Raw genomic sequence first — 18036 nt, 5'->3', positions numbered from 1 at the left:
TCTTCATTGGCCTTGGCTTTGCGCATGTCGACCTGCCGCTTGAGGCGGGGACAAGCCGTACGCACAAATTCGCCCCGCCAGACAAAGCCCCATCAGACAAGGGCACTGGCAACTAACCTCGTCTGTCTCTGGCTGGTCGCCGCCCCAGCCTCTGCACAGATGGTCCTGGTCATGGATAGCGACGGCTCTCTGACCCCATCCCGGTCTCAGAGCGGTTTTGCCCAGAACTACAATGACGGCGTTGGTCAGGGATCGGCGTCCGATGGTTTGGCTATCCTTGGTGAGACGGAAGCAGCGCCCAAACCTGACGCGCTGAGGTTTGCGGCACTCGCCCAGCCAGCACCCCTGCCCCGCGCAGACGTTCTCTTGGGCATCGAGGCAACAGCCCTGCGTTATGCCGGCCATCCCGGTTTGCGCCGCGCGGGACTGTCCGTCACGGATTGGCTGGCTCTCTATCGGGCCAATATCGAGGTTGAGAGCGCCTACCGGCAGGATGCGATTTCAAGTGCAGGTGCTATTGGCCTTGGTCAATTGATGCCTGCGACGGCTCGTGATCTGGGCGTTGACCCGCGTGACCCCCAACAGAACCTCGACGGCTCTGCCCGTTACCTCGCGATGATGCTGGAACGCTTCGGCGATCCGCATCTGGCGCTGGCGGCCTACAACGCGGGGCCGGACGCCGTGCGCCAGCACGGTGGCATTCCCCCCTACCGAGAAACCCAGAACCACGTGGCCCGCGTCATGGCCGTCGTGGCCCGATTGGAAGGATCAAATTCATGATGTCCCAACCTTTTTGGAAATCATTCCTCAAAACACTTATCGGCAATGTCACGAGAGCGCGCAGCGCGGCAGTGCATTGGCGATACCGAATTTTCCAAACAAGTTGGGTTTCAAACCTCTTTATCGCCTCGTTGGCGCTCTTCCTGCTCGTCGCAGAACCGGCCCTCGCACAAAGCATTGATCTCTCCCCGATCCAAAGCCTGTTGCAGGGCATCGTCGATGCCCTGACCGGCCCGCTTGGGGTCGTCATTGCCACGCTCGCCGTTCTGGGAGTTTTCCTGAGCTGGTTCTTCAACATCATTGATCTGCGCCAGGCGCTCTGGGTCCTGGTCGGCATCGCCGGTGTCGCGGCTGCCCCGACGATCGTTGCTGCGGTCTTTGCCGGTGGCTGAACGCGCGCCCCTCTTTCTTGGGCTCGTGCGCCCGCCGAAGCTTCTGGGCCTGCCCATCATGTATGCGATGGTCTGGCTCTTCGGTTCGGTGCTCTTGTTCGTCTGGGTCCAGCACATCGCGGTGCTGGGTTTCGCCGCCCTGCTCTATCCGGTGCTTTGGAAGGCCGCGGATTGGGACCCGCGTTTCATCGACGTAATGATGACGGCCCTGCAGGAGACACCGCCCACGCGCAACAGGTCCATCCATGGCGGGGACAGCTATGCCCCGTGATGACGCCCGTGATGCTGCGCTCGATGCCCGCACAATGACGCCAGACTGGTATGCGCGCGAGACCCGCCTCGCGCATATGCTGCCCTATGTGAGCCTCGTCGACGACCAGACCGTGCGGACCCGGGTGAACGAACTCTTCCGCTGCATCCGGCTCGAGGGGATCAACAGCTACACGACCGACGATGCCTATCTCGACAAGGTGACGGCGCTCTTTGCCCGCATCGTCGCGCAGCTCGGGCCGGAATTCAGCTATTACGTCCACAAGGTCTCCAAGGCCATCAAACCTGATCTCGACCCGATCCGTGAGGACAGCTTCGCAGGCGAGGTTGACCGGCGCTGGCGCGCGAAACTCGAGACCAGCGGGCTGCGCGACAAGACGCTGACGCTCACCGTCATTCACCGCCCACCCCCGAAAAGCCTCCTGCCGTTCCTCAGCCGCAGCGCGCCGGACCGGCTGAGAGAGGAGACCCGCAAACGCCTGCAGCGCCTGGGCGAGGCCGTGAACGTCTTCCTGTCCGGCCTCGCAGAGCTCAAACCGCGCCTGCTGTCGGCTGCATCGGGGGAATTGGTGGGGTTTCTGGGCGCGCTCAACACGGGCACCGAGCTGCCGCTCTACCCGGCCAACACCTACGGCTTTTTGTCCTTCAACGTCGCCAATACCCGCGTGACGTTTCACGGCGACCATTTCGAGCTTTCCGAGGGCGTCGTGGGGCATCGCTACGGCAAGAGTTTCACCATCGGGGAATACTCGGAAGGCACCTCCTGCACCATGTTCGACATGCTGAACCTACCGGTCGACATGATCGTCACCCATTCCTTCACCCCGATCAATTCGAACCTCATGGCGGGCCGCATCAAACGGCAAAAGCGCCAGATGCAGGCCAGCCAAGACGCGGCCCTCTCGCTCCTAGAAGCCCTCGATATCGCCGCCGATGATCTCGAGGCCAAGCGCCAAAGCTTCGGCGAACACCATATGGTCGTGACGCTTTTCTGCGAAACGCTCGAAGAGCTGCAGACGCTCAGCGCCGAAATCGTGAACGCCGCCGCGACCGAAGGCGTGAAGATGATCGGTGAGCGGGTCGCCGCAAAGGCCCATTACCTCAGCCAGCATCCCGGCAACCAGCCCAAGCGCGTGCGTGCCAGCGCCGTCACCAATCGCAACTTCGCGGATTTTGCGGCCTTTCACCGGACACAGCTCGGCAAACCCGCCGCGAAAACCCCATGGGGCCGGGTCGTAACTTATTTGCCCACGCCGGAGCAGAGCGCCTACCGGTTTTCCTATCACGAGCAGGGCTCGCCCGACAAAGAACCGACCAGCGGCCATACCCTGATCATGGGACGACCCGGGTCGGGCAAATCGGTGCTGTCCGCCTTCCTGATGACCCAGGCCCGTCGCGCAGGGGCGCGGATCTTCGTCTTCGATTACCGTCTTGGCATGGAGATGGCGGTGCGCGCCAATGGCGGGCGCTACGCCTCCCTGAACGCCGGCCAGCCCACGGGTCTAAACCCGCTCTGGACAGAGACCGATGCGCGCGGCACCGCCTGGCTCTCGGATTGGCTCACAACCCTGCTCTACCGCGCCGACAAGCCCCTGACCCCGGCGCAGACCAACCGCATCCAGGAGGTCGTGCGCCAGAATGCCCAGGCCACCAATCCGGCCCTGCGGAACTGGCGGGATTTCGCATCGCTTTTTGTGTCTACGGATGACGGCGGCGATCTGCACCAGCGCCTGCTCGAGTGGACCGAAGACGGCCGCTACGGCTGGATCTTCGGGCAGAGCCTCGAGGACACGTTCTCGCTCAAGGGCGATGTCGTGGGCTTCGATCTGACCGGCATTCTAGACAGCGAGGCCGACAAGGAACGGATGGCGGTCCTGTCCTATCTTTTCCGCCGGGTCGAGCGCGAGATCGAGGACCGCCGCCCCACCATCATCGTGATCGACGAGGCCTGGAAGGCGCTCGACAACGCATATTTCGCCGAACGGTTGTCGAACTGGCTCGTGACTGCGCGCAAGCAGAACACCGTCGCCGTGATGATGACGCAATATGCCAGCCAGCTTGAGCGCACCCGGACCGGCAAGACCATCGTCGAAGCCGTTCCGACGCAGATCCTGCTGCCCAATATCCGCGCGCAGCCTGCGGACTACGCCATGCTGAACCTCACGGAGAAGGAGCTCGACGTCCTTCTCAACACGGGCAGCAACAGCCGCCTCGCACTGATCCGCGACGATCAGGGCTCGATCGTCGTCGATGCCGATCTGAGCGCCCTTGGGCCCAGTCTCACGATCCTTGGCGGCATGGAAAAGGGCGAAGCGCTTGTTGGCGCCGATTACCGCGACCGCCCAGATTTTTGGAGGCTTTCATGATCCGTAATCTTATCGCTTTGGCTGCGCTCGGCGCGCTGGCCTCCTGCACACAGTATCGGGAGCCGCAGGCCAATTGCTTTTCCTTTCTCGCCTCGACGGCAGCGACATCCCAAGATTGCCACTTCGCACCGCTCGGCGCGCCGGAGGGCGACGTTGAAGTCTAGCCTGCCTCATATCCTGGCACTTTGCCTGCTGCCCGGTCTCGCCTTGTCTCAAGGCGTGCCGACCAATGACAGTGGGCTGACCGCGCGTGACATCGTCGAGACTGGCGATCGCAAGGCTGACTTGGCCGTTCAGGCGGACAAGCTCGCCGTGCGCGAACTCATTGCCGAGATCGAACGGGAGCAGCTGGAAACCCTGCAACGCATCCTCGATGCCCAGACCAGCTTCGGCGGTCAGGGCTTGCCGGCTATGGTCTCGGGGCTGGAAAGCGGCAGCGGGGATCCGGCCCGGTCAGTCGAGGCGGTCTATGGCAATGCCGACATCGACCCCAATCCCGGCGGTGCGCAGATGTTCGGGGATGCGTCTGAGAACATCGAGCAGCTCATCATCCGGGTCGCCCAGGAGACCAGCGGCTTTGCGGGTGTTGGCCGCGCAGGGCTCTCCCCCGTCCAATGGCGCGCGCTGCTGCAAGCGCTGATCTGGCAGGAAAGCCGTTTCACCATCGGTGCACGGTCTCCCGTCGGCGCCTATGGCCTCACCCAGATCATGCCGGGCACCGCCAGCGATCTCGGCATCAACCCAGAATACTATGACAGCCCCTATCTGCAGGTGCATGGCGGCGCGCGCTATCTCGCGACCCAGCTCAACACATTCGATGGCAACATCATCAACGCCCTCGCGGCCTATAACGCCGGACCTGGCCGGGTTTTCGAGTATGGCGGCGTTCCGCCCTTTCGCGAGACCCAGCACTACGTCCAGGTGATCCCCGAACGCTATAACCTCTATTTGACCCGTATCGGCGGGATCGAAGCGCTTGGCACGATCGACCCCGCGCTTCTGGCCAATGCCAACCTCTCGCTCACGGGTCATGGGGCGGCCTTTTATGGCAATAACTCACCCGCCGCGATCAGGCAAGCCGCCCTGCGTATTGCGGAAATCGTCGAACGGATTTCCGAAACCGAGGACGTGCAGGAGAGCGTCGCACTCAACACCTATGCCCGCGCCGAACTGGTGCGTCTCGTGGCCTCCCGCATCCGGTTTCAGGCCGCCCGCACCCGCGTACTTTCCGCCGAAGAGCTGGCCCAGGCCAGCGCCCGCATGGCCGAAGGCGCGTTCATGGATTTTACGATCAGGGAGATTGAATGATGGGACATCTGCTCTTGAGGACAGCTTTGGCCACGACACTTGGGGTTGGTCTGCATCTTGGCGCCCTATCCCCTGCCCTCGCGCAAGGCGTGCCCGTCGTCGATACCCAGAACATCGCGCAAAACATCCAGCAGCTCCGGCAGATGATCGAGGACGAGATTCTGCAAAACGAGCAGTTGACGCAGCTACGCGAACAGCTTGCCACGCTCACGGACCAACTCGCGGAGCTGCAACGAACCTACGAGGCCCTCACCCGCCTTGCCGAACTGCCGGAGATCATCCGCACCGAGATGGAAGACGAACTCAATGGCCTGCTCGACCAGGAGTTCGGGGATATCCTCGCCACGATTGAGGCGATCAAGACAGGGGATTTCTCGGGCCTGTCCGGTTCTGGCGCAGGCGAAATCGAAACCCAGATGGACCGGGTGCTGGCCGATCTCGGCTTTGACGAGGCCACCCTCTCGGAAATGGCCACGAGCGGCAATCCCGGGGCCAACCGCGTGGCGACGCAGGCCACAACCGGCGCGCTCGTCTCAGCCGCCGCCCAGAACAGCTATGAAGATGCCGGCCAGTCGCTCGAGCGGGTAGACCGCCTTGTCGGGCTGATCGACGACATGGAAGAGCTCAAGCAAAGCGTCGATCTAAACACGCGCGTGACAGCTGAATTGGCCATCGCCCTCGTGGCGATGTGGCAACTGGAAGCAATTCAAACCGTGGGCGATGGCACGGGCGGCGTGATTGATGCCGCCACCATCGCCGAAGAGCAGCGCTTCATGGATTTCACCTTGCCGGACCTGCGGGCCGAGTGATCGCGGGGGCATGACGGGTGGCGAATGAACAGGAAATCATCGAGGAAGAACTGGTCTATGGCGCGCTGCGCCGCGAACGGCTCTGGCAACGCCTTGGCCTGATGGGCCTTGTCTTCGGCATCATCGGCTGTCTGAGCGCAGCAGCAGTCGCGATCCTCGATGTCGACCCGCCCCCCGTCGTTGTCCCCTATGATCCCGCCACCGGCTTTGCACTCCCCGAAGCCTCGGTGGGCGCCTCCTCGGTGACCGCCAACCAGGCGATCATCGAGGCGGAGGTCTTCCGCTATGTGACCGACCGGGAGGTCTATAACCAGCTCGATAACGATCTGCGCATCCGCAGCGTCCTGCGCCGCTCGGACGGGGCCGCCGAGAGCGGGCTGCGCCAGATATGGAACAGCGCAAATGAAAACTATCCGCCGACCGTCTATGGCCCCAATGCCCGGCTCGACGTGGAAATCCTGAGCATCAGTCGCATCGGATCCAACCGCGCCACCGTGCGCTTGCGCAAGCGGCTGACCTCCATCAACGGCACCCAGACCGGGCTCTTCACCGCCACGCTTCTCTTCGAGTTCCGTCCCGAGACCCGCAGGTCCATCGATGAGGTCTGGACCAACCCGTTTGGGTTCACTGTGCTCGAATATTCCATCCGCTCCGACAGATTGGAGAACTGACGTTGTTGTTTATAAGATCGCTTATTTTTGTCATTGCCCTGTTGCCCGGCCTCGCCTCTGCCGAAGCCATCCCGCGTGGCGGTCCCAACGACAGCCGGGTGCGCTTGGCCACCTACCAGGAGGGTCAGGTCTACCGTCTCAGCGTGTCGCTCACCCATGTGACCACCATCGAGTTTGGCGAAGGCGAAAGCATCCGTTCGATCATTGCGGGCGACACGGAAGGCTTCGAGATCGACGGCGTGCCAGGCGGGCAAGCCTTCGCGATCAAGCCTGTGGCGCGCGGGGTGCATACCAATGTGACCGTCTACACGAACAGGCGCAGCTACTATTTCAACGTCCAGGAGGTCCGCAGCCCAACGTTCTACGTGGTGCAGTTCCGCTATCCGGAGGACGATGCGCGCCCGACCCGGGCCATCGCCGCCCAAGCGCCGAACTACAACTACGGTGCCAGCGCGCGCACCGAGTTCACGCCAACCCGCATCTGGGATGACGGGACGTTCACGTATTTCGCGTTTCCAAGAAACGCACCTGTGCCCGCGATCTTCCGCTACGCGGGCGGCCGCGAGCGCACGGTCAACACGCAAACTCCTGAAGACGGCGTGATCCGCGTCAGCGGCGTGAACCGCCAATGGGTCCTGCGACTGGGCGAAGAGGTGGTCTGCATCGAGGCGATCCCGCCCGCGGAGGCCACCTCATGAGCGATACCGGGAACACCGAGCTGGAAAAACGCCTCGCCGCCCTTGAGAAAGGCAGTGCCCGCGCCCCCACGGCGGCGCAGCGCCGGTCGCCCCTTCTCGCGCTGATCGTGGTCCTCGTCATCGGCGCGGGTGGTGCCCTGCTTTATCTCCTCTCACAGCCCGACGAAGAGGAAGCCTTGCCGACGGCCACTCCGGACGTCTTCCAAAACGAAGGGGATGGCTTTGGCGCTATCGAGACCTTGCCCCCGCCCGAGCCCGAGGTTGTGTTCGTCGGACCAGACCCCGTTGAGCCCAATGCCGAACTTCTGGCGCAGATCACCGCCCTGCAGGCCCAGATCGAGGAGTTGCGCAACGCCCCCGAACCGGTCGTCGAGGAAGACACCGCCGCCGCAGAGGCGATCGACGCGCTGACCGCTCAGATCGCGGCGCTGCAAGCTGCCTCGGAAGCCGCACAGCAACGATTTCAGGACGAACTGACAGCGCGGGATCGAAGTCTTGAGCAACTCCGCATGGATCTGGAATTGGCCCAACTCGAGGCCAGCCGACCCCAGCCCGCCCCAGCGGGCCCCACGGAAGATGAGCTGCGCGCACGCGAAGAAGAGCGACTGCGCCGCGAGGAAGAAGCCCGGCGCATGGCCGAGCTGGAGCGCCGCGCCGCGGAGGAACGCGCCTTCCAGGAGCGGCGCATCGCCTCCCCCACCATCGCGTTTGGCGGCACGTCCGGAGCGAATGAAACGGCTCTGACCGAACGCACTTTTGGCGAGGTGACGGATTTCGTGCTGAACGGGGCGTTGCCCTCCACCGTGACGCAGGCCGAGGTGATCGCTAATCCCTCCAACACCATCATCCAGGGCACCATGATCCAGGCCGTCATGGAAACCGCCCTCGACAGCTCCCTGCCCGGCCAGACCCGTGCCGTGGTGTCGGAGGATGTCTACAGCGTGGATGGCACGCGCCTCCTGATCCCGCGCGGATCCCGTCTCATCGGGCGCTACCGCGCGGGCGTCGATATCGCGCAGCGCCGCGTCACCATCGGGTGGGACCGGATCATCCTGCCCGCGGGCCAAACCGTCCAGATCAGCTCTTTCGGGGGTGATGAACTGGGCCGTTCCGGTGTCACAGGTTTCGTGGACACGCGCTTTGCCGAGCGTTTCGGGTCGGCCGCCTTGATCTCGCTGATTTCCGCGGCACCAAGTGCCGCCGCCTCCGAGGTCCAGGATGAGACTGCCGCCGACGTTCTCGAAGACGTTGGCGATGATCTGGCAGATGCCACGGACAGCGTCATAGGCGATTACCTCTCCATCGGCCCCGTCATCTATGTCGACCAGGGCGCCCGCGTCACGGTCATGGTCGACCGCGATCTGGAGATATTCTGAGCCCATGTCGCTGAGCTATCTCGAAACCTCGCTCGACCGGATCGACGCCGCCGCCCGCGACGATGTCATCGAGATTTGCATCAATCCAGACGGGACCTGCTGGGGCGAATTCCAGGGTGATCACTTCATGCGCGCGCTGGACCAGAGGCTGACGGGCGTTCAGGTCAGGGACCTCGGCAACCAGATCGCCTCCTCGGCCAATACCACGATGAGCAAGGACCGCCCCATCGTCTCGGTCTCGATCACCTATAAGGGGCGCCCGATCCGCGCACAGGTCATCACCCCGCCCGCCGTGCTCTCGGCCATGTCGATCAGCCTGCGGTTCTTCTCAAGCCTGCCACTCGAGGGCATTGCGCTCGATTTCCTCTACGGAAAGGAGCGAAAGCTCGAAGACCTGCGCGTGGAAAAGAAGCGCGCCTTGCGCGCCGTCGTGGCCGCGGGCGTAATCGATGATGCGCTGGCATTTTGCGTCGAGAACAAGCTCAACATGATCGTCTCGGGCGGCACCTCCACCGGCAAGACCGTGGCCGCGCGCAAGATCCTCGCCCATGTGCCGGCCGAGGAACGCATCGTCACCATCGAGGAAGCGGCCGAGCTTCTGCCGACCCAGCCCAATGCCGTGACCCTCATCGCCAATCGCGACGCAGAATTCCAGACCGCTGATGTGCTTCTCACCGCCACGCTGCGCATGCGCCCCGATCGGATCATCCTGGGCGAGGTGCGCGGCAAGGAGGCCATGACCTTTCTGGAAGCCATCAACACCGGCCATGGCGGGTCCATGACCACGCTGCATGCCGAAACCCCGCAATTGGCCGTGCAGCGGCTCGCGATCGCGGCACTCAAGACCGAAATCCCGATGACCTATGCCGACATGATCCAGTACATCGAAAATTCCATTGACGTGATCATCCAGGCCGGTCGCCATGAAGGCAAACGCGGCATCACCGAATTCTACCTCCCCGGCGCAACTGAGATTGGAACTTCCGCATGAAAACCTTTGAATATGACATCCTGTTCTTTCCGGTGAAGAAGCAAAAGGACTACGACGAGGTGCGACGTGCTTTGAATGAGCGCGGCGCGGAAGGGTGGGAGGTTATCACCGCCGAAGCCGGCGACTACGGCTACACCACTTTCTTGAAGCGTGAGACTGGTACAATGAAGACGGCATCGGAATGACACGGGCTATTGCAGTCGCTGGCCTGCTCTTGATCTTTGGCACAACTGCTGGCGTAGCCGAGCGGAACCTGATCCCGACGCTCGACAACCACCCAAATGTTTGCCCAGACCAGCCACCTGAGCCGAAGTGGATGCAGAACATCAATGTGCGCGAATCCTATAAGCGCCTTTTGATCCAACAGATATATCGGGCTCAAAGCATGGAGCGCGTCGTAGACTCGCAAAACTGCGACTGTCCCACACGGTATCCAACTTGGGAGGACGCCGTACGCTTCTACACAGAGCGCTATGCTTCATCTAAATACTGGGACGTTGTCGAAGCGACGTCCGAATACCGACGACAGGCAAATGAACTGCGCCGCGCCGCCATGCCAATCTGCGTAGCAGCTGGCAACTGGTAGCAATCCATGAGTGTCGTCACCTACTTCGTGGAAACGTCCGAAGGGTATCTAGATACCGCTGCCGAAACTCAGTTTGGTGCGGTCGCAGCAACGGTCGGCACGTTGCTGGTTCTGGGCACAACACTAGTTGTCATTCTGGTCTTCATCAACATGATCTACCAGTATCGCGCCATGGACGGCCGAACTGCCTTTTGGCTGGCCGTGAAGGTCGGACTTATAGGGGTCTTCGCGGCCAACTGGGTCCAGTTCAATGCGCTTGCCTCAGCAATACTGAACGGAATTGACAGCATTGCCGGGGCACTTGTGGCTTCTGTCGGCGGCGGATCACCTGGTCCGTCCGGTACCTTTGCAGAGGAATTTGACGAACTGATTGCAGCGCTCGGGGACTATCTGAATGCTGCGGGATCTGAGCTGAACTGGATGGCGGGTGCCTTGCTTGACACACTTGGGGTTCTGCTGCTCTCGATTCTTGGCGGGTTGGCGGCGTTCATTGTTGTGGCGTCCCGGCTCATGATCGCTCTGCTAATTGGCATTGCGCCAGTGATGATCTTCTTGACCCTGTTCGAGGTGACCAAGGATTATTTCGCGCGCTGGTTATCCGCGCTCATTTCATTCGCGATGTATCCGATCGTCGTCGCCGGAGTGTTCGCGACGATCACGGGGGTCTCTCGGGCACTTCTTGCCGAGCTTGGCGACCCGGAGGGAGCCTCGAACATAGGGGCTCTTATCCCATTTTTCATGATGGTGCTGATGGCAAAGGGTTTCATCATAGCAACGCCTTTCTTGGTTCGGGCGATTTCCGGAAACATCATGATGCCAGCACTCTCAGCCGGGTTCGGGGGAAGCTATGTCTTCGCCAGAGGGCTTGCAGGTAGCCAACAAGTTTACAATCGCTATGCCATCGGTGGCGCAACTGGGGCTGAATACGCAGCCCTTCGAGCGCGACAATTCTTCGGCGTGCAAGCCTTGCCGAGCCGGCCAAATACTGCTGGAGGGCCAACTGCGGCTCGTCCGGGTGACGCAACCGGAACAGGCGCCCGAATGCTGGCACAGCTTTCGAGACTTGGTAGGTTGGGCAGGCGGTGACAGCCAGGTGCCAAAAACTTGCCAAAACTGCAAAGGTTTCGCCGCGGGTTTTTGTCATTGCTAAACGATTGATCCCTCGCGACACAAGGCACGTGGCCAAACACGACCGTTTCTGCCACAGGCGGAATCGACAATTTTAGCACCGTGCCACGGCCCTGCGCATCGCCCGATTGCCAACTGGCTCAGGCTCTTCGCCGGGGTGTTGCCCTTCACCTTTCCAGTCGTCTGACCAAAGCCAATCTTCGAAATAATAGAGCCAAAGGTAAGTCCACGGAATGATGGTTTGGTCGATCCGCTTCCGCGCGTCCCATTCCCTGGCACCTGGAAGATAAAGACATAGGCGCAGCGGATCTCTGTAGACGTGAGGCAAAGGACGCCCTGCCGCCAGCAAGTCCAGATCCGGGTCGTCTATCTGAACACCGGGCGTTTGACCCGGCTGAAGCGTGATAGTGGCAAGGTAGGAGCGCGCCAAGGCGGTCGGTTGTATAGGCTCTTGCCATGTCAATTTGTTTGTGCGGACCTGCCCCACACCACTGATAGCCGGGCTTGCCTTCAGGAACAGCAGCTGCTGCGACAGGGTCAGGTCGTATTGCCCGCCTCGTCCTATCATCAATCACCGAAGAACGTATTTGTGGGCACGGTCGTTGATGCTGCGACCTTCGATGTCGTCAGCCCGACCACAGGTGCGACAGAAAGCAGACCCGATTTGCGACCATCCGACACCGCATTGACGCGGTTGCCGAGAACCCGTCCGGTGACTCCGGAACCTAACGAACGCTCCATGTTCAATGACACACGGTCCTGACCAACAGCATCGCGAAGGACTTCAAAGTCGGACAGAGCTTGTGCGTGCCACGCATAGAATGCTGGTGCCCGGCGTTCATCCTTGTTCCAATTGTCGGCGAAGTTTTCCCCGTTGGTTGTCTCGTTCAGGATGGCATAGCCCCGCCGTCCGTCCAGAATGGGGCGGTCGATGAAGTGCGGCATCATCCGGATCGTTTCGACCAACAGATCCATTTCGTCATGGAAGACGTGGTTGCGCACGCAATAGGCATAGGACTGCATTGCAAGGGTGGTAATGATAACGGAAATCGGGGCCACGTCTTGCGTGTTGTTCTGATAAAAAACGTCGCGGTGCCGTTTGAGCAATTGCACGATGCGGCGCAGGATGCCTTTCACTGCTTCTCGGACGGGGAACGGCTCCACCGTCGCCTCGTCCCGCTGCATGGCGATGAACTTGCCCACAAAGGTAGGCCGGAGTGCGGCGCGCTCATCGAACAGGGTCTTGTAGGCCCGCGGGTTTGTCGGATGCCATTCCTTCAGAGCCCGGTCGGGCACCAATTCGCCCCGGTTGCCGCAGACCGGGTTTGCTATCGTCGGGGATAGGTCGAGGTGGAAGTCCCCCGCATAGTTGAGACGCCAACAACGCTTTTTTTCTTCGAGAAGGCGCACATAGGTGGCGTGTTCCTTGAGCCGGTTTCCAACCGCCGCCTTCAGGGTCGCTGGTGAGATGCCGGACGCGATACCTGCACAAAAGCAGATCAGATCGACATCGAATTCCCGCCGCCCGATTGGCTTCACGGCCGTTCCAAGCGCACTGGACCCTTGGAGATAGACCAGAACACTGACGAGTAGGGGATCAGTTGAACCGGACAGCCAGTCTCCGACGGCACCATAGCTCTGGCGCGCACGATCAAACTGGGTTTCGGTGAGGTCCAGATCCTCGCCTATCTCGTCCAGGATGGTGAATATCTGCGTGCGTCGCCGAATATCACTGTCGGTCAGCGGCTGTCGCAACATCTGATTCATGCCGCTTTCTCCTTGAGTTGATAGACCGGCACGAAGGTATCGGCAGGCTGGGTGAAAAAGATCGGGGTCAGGTGGGACTTTGCTTTTCGGGCTTCTGACATACCGAGGCCCTTGAGGCGGCCGATCGTCGTGGTGTCATCCAAGGTAAAAAACCCGCTCGGGACAGACGGCGAAATGCGGTAGATGCGATCCCCATCGTAAGGGTGTCCCGTCAGAAGTTTTGCCATGCCGAGGGCGCCATGTGATTGCCCATCCGCGTAAAGGTTGAGGACTTTGAGGCCGAGTCCGGCAAACCCTGGACTTTCGGGCAGCATGTAGACTTCGTCCAGACACCCCAGGCTCAGAATGCGCAGGTCTGACGGATACCACCCCAGAAGAGTGATGGCTTCGACGACAGCAATGGCTGTGGGATTGTTGGCCCATGTCCCGCCATCGGTCAGGCCAATATCATCAGCAGTGCGATGTCGCTTGAAATACGTAGGTGCCGCTGCCGTAGCCAGGGCGGCATCAAGCGCAGTCTTGCGATAATCGGTTTGCAGGCGTGTGTGATGCGCGGTCTTGTAGATATAAGGGCTGCGGAGATCGGCATCCCACGCCGGGATCACCAACCGGGTCTGTGATTGCCCGATCAGATCGTTGTCGAGAACGGCCTTGAGTTCACGGGCAAGAATTGCCGCATCGTGCTTTGGACCGACTACGTGCCGACCTGTGGCGGTGAGGGTGCGCCATGCCTGCCGTATCCTCCCCAGCGGTTCATCATCCACATTGTCCTGACCGAAGATGACAGGCCCGCGACGCTCGTAAAGCTCGAGCAGTTCCTTTGCCGTGCGGCCGAGGCCAAGGCCGAGTGCGATGATGCCACCCGTCGATGTGCCCGCGATGAGATCGAAATAGCGCCCAATGGGCTGGCCCAGATCTTCCTCGAGCCCCGCGAGGAATGCAGCGGGCATCGTGCCCTTAATCCCGCCCCCGTCGATGGAGAGGATGCGACGTATCTGTCTGTTGTTCCCACCGTTGCTCATCCTGACATCCATTCCGCTTATGCCCTTCAGCCTTTCGGCGGATACGGGTCCTTGCCATAGGTGTTGCGCTCGCGGATGCGACCGTTCTCGCCGTGGATTAGCATCTCGCTGCCCTGACGAATGGCGGATTCCCGCGCGGCCGTGATGGCCTCGCGCTGCGTGCCGTGGACGGAAGACGCGCGGGAGTTTCCCGCCCCCTTCACTGCCCAACCGCTTTCATGCGGCACAACATGCTGATTTTTCTTAGACATTTCAAGCCTCACGTGTCGATTTCGGTTGACGATGCGACAACCTTGTATTTACATATACAGAAATAAATGGCGTTTATCAACCACAACAATAACCGCCGGGAGAGGATCATGTTCGGACAAAGACTCAGGCTTGCCCGCAAGCGGGCGGGTCTATCCATGCAAGCGCTCGCGGAGCGCGTAACCCCAAGCGTGTCAGCGCAGGCCATCAGCAAATACGAGGCGGACAAGATGATGCCGTCCTCGTCGGTGCTGGTCGGCCTCGGCAAGGCGCTCGGCGCGTCACTGGACTTCCTGCTCGGCGGTCAGGTCGAAGCTCTGGAAAGCGTCGAGTGGCGAAAGAACTCGACCGCCTCGGCGCAGGATCGCGCGATGGCGGAATCCATCGTCATCGAGAAGCTCGAAGACTATCTCGCCATCGAGGACATCCTCGATATGCACCCCGCTGAAGACCCCTTCGCCGCGCTGCGCGTGGACATGGTGGCCGATGAAGAGGCCATCGACGCCAAGGCGCGGGACGTGCGGCGCGAGTGGCAGCTTGGGATCGACCCGATCCCGAGTATGACCGCCCTGCTCGAAGACAAGGGACTCAAGGTCATCGAGGCCGATCTCCCGGAACGCATCAACGGGCTGGCCTGTCATGTCGAACGGGCGGAGGGCGCACCGACTGAGGTGATCGTCGTCTCGCGGCACACCAATGTCGAACGCAAGCGCTTCAACCTCGCCCACGAACTCGCGCACCGGATCATCACCGAAACCGGCAATGCCGCACTGAAAAAGGAGCCCTCGATGCACCGCTTCGCGGGGGCGTTCCTCATTCCGCGTGAGCATCTGGAAGAGGAAGCTGGCCGAAACCGTCACGGCATGACCTGGATAGAGATCATGCGGCTCAAGCGCACCTATGGCGTCTCCGCCGCCGCGATGCTCGTGCGGCTCGGCCAGGTGGGCATCCTGTCGAAGAGCGCTGTGGAATATGCGTTCAAGACCTATGCGCGAAGCTGGCGGCGCGAGGAGCCGGAGCCTATCGGTCCAGGCGAGGGCTTTGCGGCCTTCGAGAAGCCGCAGCGCTTCGAGCGCCTCGTCTGGCGCGCGCTCGGCGAGGAGATGATTTCCCCCGTGCGGGCGGCGCAGATGCTCGGGCTCCCCTTGAGCGTTGTCGAACGCGACATCAGGGGGCCTCGTGACCAGTGACCTGTGTTGTCGTCAATGATGCGTCCTGTCTGATCGACTTGAAGAAGGGAGAGTTGCTGCACGTCCTGCTGCGGCTGCCCTATCGCTTCATCGTGCCCCTGCCCATCCGTGAGGAGGACCTGCTCGATTTCACGGCGCAGGAATGGCGGATGCTCGAAGACGGCGGCCTCGCCACCTACGATCTGCCGGGGGAAGAAGTCGCGCGGGTTTTCGCTCTAAAGCGGGAACATAGCCGCCTGTCGGCCAATGATTGCTTCGCCCTCGTGACGACAACCTGCCAGGAAAACGGCATCCTCCTGACCGGCGACAACCTTCTACGCAAGGTCGCCACCGCTCGCGCGGTGCGCGTTCATGGCGTCCTCTGGATCATCGACGAGCTGCACGCCGCCGAAGCCTGCGATGTCGGGCTTCTTGTCTCCGCCCTGCAAATCTGGCGGGCGGATGAGGCGGTCTTCCTACCCCCCGCCGAGATCGACAAGCGGCTGCGCCGTCTCGGGGCATAATCTGAACAAGGTGGAGATGGCTGGACCCTGCCCACGACGTTCCGAGCGAAAGATCGAACGGTCATGCAAACCAGCCCCTTTTTTTCGGCGTCAAAAAGCATCGTTTGTGACATTCAGCGTTACGGAAGCTACGCGCAGGTCGCCATGCCCGCCACCCTATCGCGCAACCAGCCTTTCACCATCCTCCTCTCGCAGCATCGCTTCCATGTCCTCCAAGCCATCGACTGCAGAGCGCATCTGCGCCTCATCAGCTACGCTCGCTGCCTCAGCATCGGCGACCTGGCTTCCAAAATCCATCTCCATCTGGCGCTGTTCCTCGGCGATAACGGTTTGAACGACAGGCGCGGTCTTTTTTGGAGCGACGTCGGTTTGCTTTGACGTTTGGCTGCCAGCATCTTGGTGTGCGGTCTCCACAACGGCGTCAGACCCACCTGGTCCGTTCGAAGGCGGAGTCATCGGCATGGCGCGCACGCTCAACGGGAGATTGCCCTGCGATCCCCCTCCCCCCGGCTTCGGAAACGGCAACTCGCCCGTCTGTGCCACGTGGATCGCCTTGAACAGCCGATCATCAAAATACTGGATCCGCTTTGCCCGGACCGGCATCTGGGCATCGATCACCATGACAATCTCGTCGAGGGGCAGACGGCGCGCTTCGTCTTCAGGCAACAACGAGCTCTCTTCAGTCCGGGTCGCTTGGCTGCGGCCCTCGAAGGGGTTCTTGCCGATAGACTGGGACCGCGTGATGACGGTCTTTGTGGTCTTTCCGACAGCCTTGCTGAGCTCCTCGACCGTTTTCTCATCCGAGGGCGTCAGGTAGAGCTTCACGCCGGCATTGCCCTGCAAGGCGCGCCGGGTGTTCTCGCCATAGATTTCGTCGAGGGCGGGAATGGTTTGGGTGACCACAGCGAGGTGACCACGATAGGTCCGCAGCGTCTCGATGCTCTCGACCACGATCGGCATTTTTCCGAGACGGTTGAACTCGTCGAGCATGATCATTACGGGCCAGGGCTCATCCGGCCCCGGGTCCTTTTCCTGCATGGCGGAGAGGAGATCGGAGAAAAACAGCCGGATCAGCGGTGCGAGTGGCTTTACCATCAGCGGCTGGACCACGAGATAGACCGAAAAGGGCTTCTTGCGGATCGTCCGAAAATCAAAGTCCGACACCGCCGTCGCCTCGTCGATGGCCGGGTTCTGCCATTGATCGAGCCCCGAGGTCATCAGGAGCGAGACGTAAGAGGTCAGCGTGTCGTTGTTGGTGGAGGCCAATCGCGTGAAGATCAGCTTGGCGGCCCTGTTGTCGACCTCATGGCCCCGCGCAAAATACTCCTTCTGCTTGTTCCCACCGGAGGCCGCGATGCGGTAGATTTCTCCCAAGGTCGGGCGCTTGCGCTGGAACGCCAGCAGGCCTGCTGCCACGAAGAGATCAATCCCGCCTTTGAGGAGGCCCTGCACCCGGTCATTGTCGCTTTGCAGGAAGAGCGTCGCAAGAAGCTGCAATTCCATCTGCTGGCGCGCGGGATCTTTCAGTTGATAANCCCGCCTTTGAGGAGGCCCTGCACCCGGTCATTGTCGCTTTGCAGGAAGAGCGTCGCAAGAAGCTGCAATTCCATCTGCTGGCGCGCGGGATCTTTCAGTTGATAAATGCGCAGGAGCGGGTTGTAGCGATGCGTGCGCTTGCCCTCCCAATCTGTGGGGGCAAAGCGATAGACCTTGTCGCCCTGGGCTGCGCGGTGCCGGGCCGTGGCCTCGAAACACTCGCCCTTCACATCGAGCGTCACGGCGGAGCCTTGCCAGGTCAGCAGGTTCGGAATGACAAAGCCCGTGGTCTTGCCGCGGCCCGTGGGCGCCACGATCAACGCATGGGGGAAGACCTTGGAGCAAATGTAATTGGCGCGGGAGCCCGGCGGCCCCAGCTTGCCGAGGATGAACC

At 61.4% G+C, this 18036-nt stretch carries 19 protein-coding genes and 2 pseudogenes; 15 read left to right on the top strand and 6 right to left on the bottom strand.

Translation table 11 applies throughout. The features are described 5' to 3' along the window. Positions 1-159 precede the first annotated feature (159 nt). From VK682_RS26095 to VK682_RS26035, 13 genes are all read left to right on the top strand, one after another. Complete coding sequence (locus tag VK682_RS26095; protein ID WP_067923858.1) at positions 160-780, top strand: lytic transglycosylase domain-containing protein; 621 nt, start codon at positions 160-162, stop codon at positions 778-780. Positions 781-869: 89 nt separating this feature from the next. After that, positions 870-1172 (top strand): TrbC/VirB2 family protein, encoded by a 303-nt coding sequence (locus VK682_RS26090; protein WP_067923895.1) that lies wholly within the window; start codon positions 870-872, stop codon positions 1170-1172. Next, a complete protein-coding gene (locus VK682_RS26085; protein ID WP_040104433.1) occupies positions 1165-1443 on the top strand; it encodes a VirB3 family type IV secretion system protein in 279 nt (92 codons plus the stop codon). The genes VK682_RS26090 and VK682_RS26085 overlap by 8 nt, the downstream gene beginning before the upstream one ends. Beyond that, positions 1433-3808, top strand: coding sequence for a VirB4 family type IV secretion/conjugal transfer ATPase (locus VK682_RS26080; RefSeq protein ID WP_324782873.1), 2376 nt, complete (start codon positions 1433-1435; stop codon positions 3806-3808). The genes VK682_RS26085 and VK682_RS26080 overlap by 11 nt, the downstream gene beginning before the upstream one ends. Then, the gene (locus tag VK682_RS26075) at positions 3805-3972 is read left to right on the top strand and encodes a hypothetical protein (protein WP_176805116.1); all 168 of its coding nucleotides are present in this window, start codon (positions 3805-3807) and stop codon (positions 3970-3972) included. Before VK682_RS26080 ends, VK682_RS26075 begins: the two co-directional genes overlap by 4 nt. Continuing rightward, complete coding sequence (locus tag VK682_RS26070) at positions 3962-5116, top strand: lytic transglycosylase domain-containing protein (protein ID WP_176805114.1); 1155 nt, start codon at positions 3962-3964, stop codon at positions 5114-5116. The genes VK682_RS26075 and VK682_RS26070 overlap by 11 nt, the downstream gene beginning before the upstream one ends. After that, positions 5116-5925: a type IV secretion system protein gene (locus VK682_RS26065; RefSeq protein ID WP_090525096.1), complete on the top strand. Its 810-nt coding sequence runs from the start codon at positions 5116-5118 to the stop codon at positions 5923-5925. The genes VK682_RS26070 and VK682_RS26065 overlap by 1 nt, the downstream gene beginning before the upstream one ends. Positions 5926-5942: 17 nt before the next feature. Next, positions 5943-6596 (top strand): VirB8 family type IV secretion system protein, encoded by a 654-nt coding sequence (locus tag VK682_RS26060; RefSeq protein WP_090525000.1) that lies wholly within the window; start codon positions 5943-5945, stop codon positions 6594-6596. Positions 6597-6598: 2 nt separating this feature from the next. Continuing rightward, on the top strand, positions 6599-7294 hold the full coding sequence (locus VK682_RS26055; protein ID WP_090524998.1) for a TrbG/VirB9 family P-type conjugative transfer protein: 696 nt from the start codon (positions 6599-6601) through the stop codon (positions 7292-7294). Then, positions 7291-8670, top strand: a complete 1380-nt coding sequence (locus VK682_RS26050; protein WP_324782872.1) for a TraB/TrbI/VirB10 family type IV secretion system protein — start codon at positions 7291-7293, stop codon at positions 8668-8670. Before VK682_RS26055 ends, VK682_RS26050 begins: the two co-directional genes overlap by 4 nt. 4 nt (positions 8671-8674) lie before the next feature. After that, a complete protein-coding gene (locus tag VK682_RS26045) occupies positions 8675-9661 on the top strand; it encodes an ATPase, T2SS/T4P/T4SS family (RefSeq protein ID WP_324782871.1) in 987 nt (328 codons plus the stop codon). Continuing rightward, positions 9658-9846, top strand: a complete 189-nt coding sequence (locus VK682_RS26040) for a hypothetical protein (protein WP_036562870.1) — start codon at positions 9658-9660, stop codon at positions 9844-9846. Before VK682_RS26045 ends, VK682_RS26040 begins: the two co-directional genes overlap by 4 nt. 407 nt (positions 9847-10253) lie before the next feature. Then, positions 10254-11333 carry a TrbL/VirB6 family protein gene (locus tag VK682_RS26035; protein ID WP_324782870.1) on the top strand — a complete coding sequence of 360 codons (1080 nt, stop codon included), beginning with the start codon at positions 10254-10256 and terminating at the stop codon, positions 11331-11333. A 136-nt stretch (positions 11334-11469) separates the two neighbouring features. Here the strand turns inward: VK682_RS26035 and VK682_RS27445 are convergent, their stop codons facing one another. Genes VK682_RS27445 through VK682_RS26020 form a run of 4 tightly spaced genes read right to left on the bottom strand, consistent with a single transcriptional unit; the run spans position 11470 to position 14415 of the window. Continuing rightward, positions 11470-11943: a type II CBASS E2 protein gene (locus tag VK682_RS27445; RefSeq protein WP_465270359.1), complete on the bottom strand. Its 474-nt coding sequence runs from the start codon at positions 11941-11943 to the stop codon at positions 11470-11472. Beyond that, positions 11943-13142 (bottom strand): nucleotidyltransferase domain-containing protein, encoded by a 1200-nt coding sequence (locus tag VK682_RS26030; RefSeq protein ID WP_324782869.1) that lies wholly within the window; start codon positions 13140-13142, stop codon positions 11943-11945. The genes VK682_RS27445 and VK682_RS26030 overlap by 1 nt, the downstream gene beginning before the upstream one ends. Next, positions 13139-14164 (bottom strand): CBASS cGAMP-activated phospholipase, encoded by a 1026-nt coding sequence (locus VK682_RS26025; RefSeq protein ID WP_324782868.1) that lies wholly within the window; start codon positions 14162-14164, stop codon positions 13139-13141. The genes VK682_RS26030 and VK682_RS26025 overlap by 4 nt, the downstream gene beginning before the upstream one ends. Positions 14165-14190: 26 nt before the next feature. After that, entirely contained in the window at positions 14191-14415 is a 225-nt protein-coding gene (locus tag VK682_RS26020) for a DUF2188 domain-containing protein (RefSeq protein WP_009815559.1), read from the bottom strand. A gap of 66 nt (positions 14416-14481) precedes the next feature. Here VK682_RS26020 and VK682_RS26015 point away from each other — a divergent pair, with 66 nt between their 5' ends. Further along, positions 14482-15603: an ImmA/IrrE family metallo-endopeptidase gene (locus VK682_RS26015; RefSeq protein ID WP_324782867.1), complete on the top strand. Its 1122-nt coding sequence runs from the start codon at positions 14482-14484 to the stop codon at positions 15601-15603. Beyond that, positions 15600-16106 carry a PIN domain-containing protein gene (locus tag VK682_RS26010; protein ID WP_465270360.1) on the top strand — a complete coding sequence of 169 codons (507 nt, stop codon included), beginning with the start codon at positions 15600-15602 and terminating at the stop codon, positions 16104-16106. The genes VK682_RS26015 and VK682_RS26010 overlap by 4 nt, the downstream gene beginning before the upstream one ends. A 156-nt stretch (positions 16107-16262) precedes the next feature. Here the strand turns inward: VK682_RS26010 and VK682_RS26005 are convergent. Beyond that, a pseudogene (locus VK682_RS26005) lies at positions 16263-17549 on the bottom strand (type IV secretory system conjugative DNA transfer family protein); the annotation flags it as partial. Between the two features lie 104 nt (positions 17550-17653). After that, a pseudogene (locus tag VK682_RS26000) lies at positions 17654-18036 on the bottom strand (type IV secretory system conjugative DNA transfer family protein); the annotation flags it as partial.

This window comes from Salipiger marinus, from assembly GCF_035481585.1.
Lineage (GTDB): Bacteria > Pseudomonadota > Alphaproteobacteria > Rhodobacterales > Rhodobacteraceae > Salipiger > Salipiger marinus.
Note: the sequence above shows the minus strand (reverse complement) of the source record. Positions and strands in the feature narration are given on the sequence as shown.